Raw genomic sequence first — 537 nt, 5'->3', positions numbered from 1 at the left:
TATGATCGTCAATATGGCGGATGCAGCTAAGTTAATGCGCCTGCCCAAAGATACCGTATCTGGCTGGCGAGTGTTTTTCTCTGACCCATTTATGGTGACGGATTTCGCTGATAAACCGATGCCAGAAGGGTGGCAGTGGAGTGATTGGCGTGCACAACGTGGCGAGCTTTTCCAAGCTGTGAAAATGGAAAAGAACATGATGGGCTTAATGCTGGGTCTCATTGTCGGCGTTGCAGCGTTTAACATCATTTCTGCTTTGATCATGGTGGTGATGGAAAAACAATCTGAAGTCGCGATTTTGAAAACGCAGGGTATGACGCAATCGCAAGTCATGACGATTTTCATGGTGCAAGGCGCAAGTAGTGGTGTGATTGGGGCTATTGTCGGCGGAGCGGTTGGCGTGGCGTTGTCACTCAACCTCAACGCCATTTTGGAATCGGCTGGCGTGGCTCTGTTCAGCTTTGGCGGGCATTTACCAATTGTGATTGATTCTTTCCAAATTCTATTAGTGGTAGTGCTAGCGATTGCTCTGAGTCT

At 48.4% G+C, this 537-nt stretch carries 1 protein-coding gene; it reads left to right on the top strand.

Translation table 11 applies throughout. The features are described 5' to 3' along the window. On the top strand, positions 1-537 hold a 537-nt coding region (locus tag R7F64_RS24300; RefSeq protein ID WP_318072210.1), incomplete at both ends, for an FtsX-like permease family protein.

Origin of the sequence: Vibrio sp. Vb1980 (assembly GCF_033338615.1) — a bacterium.
In the GTDB taxonomy this organism is placed as follows: Bacteria; Pseudomonadota; Gammaproteobacteria; order Enterobacterales; family Vibrionaceae; genus Vibrio; species Vibrio alginolyticus.
The sequence above is the reverse complement of the archived record's forward strand: the minus strand, read 5'-3'. Positions and strand labels throughout refer to the sequence as shown.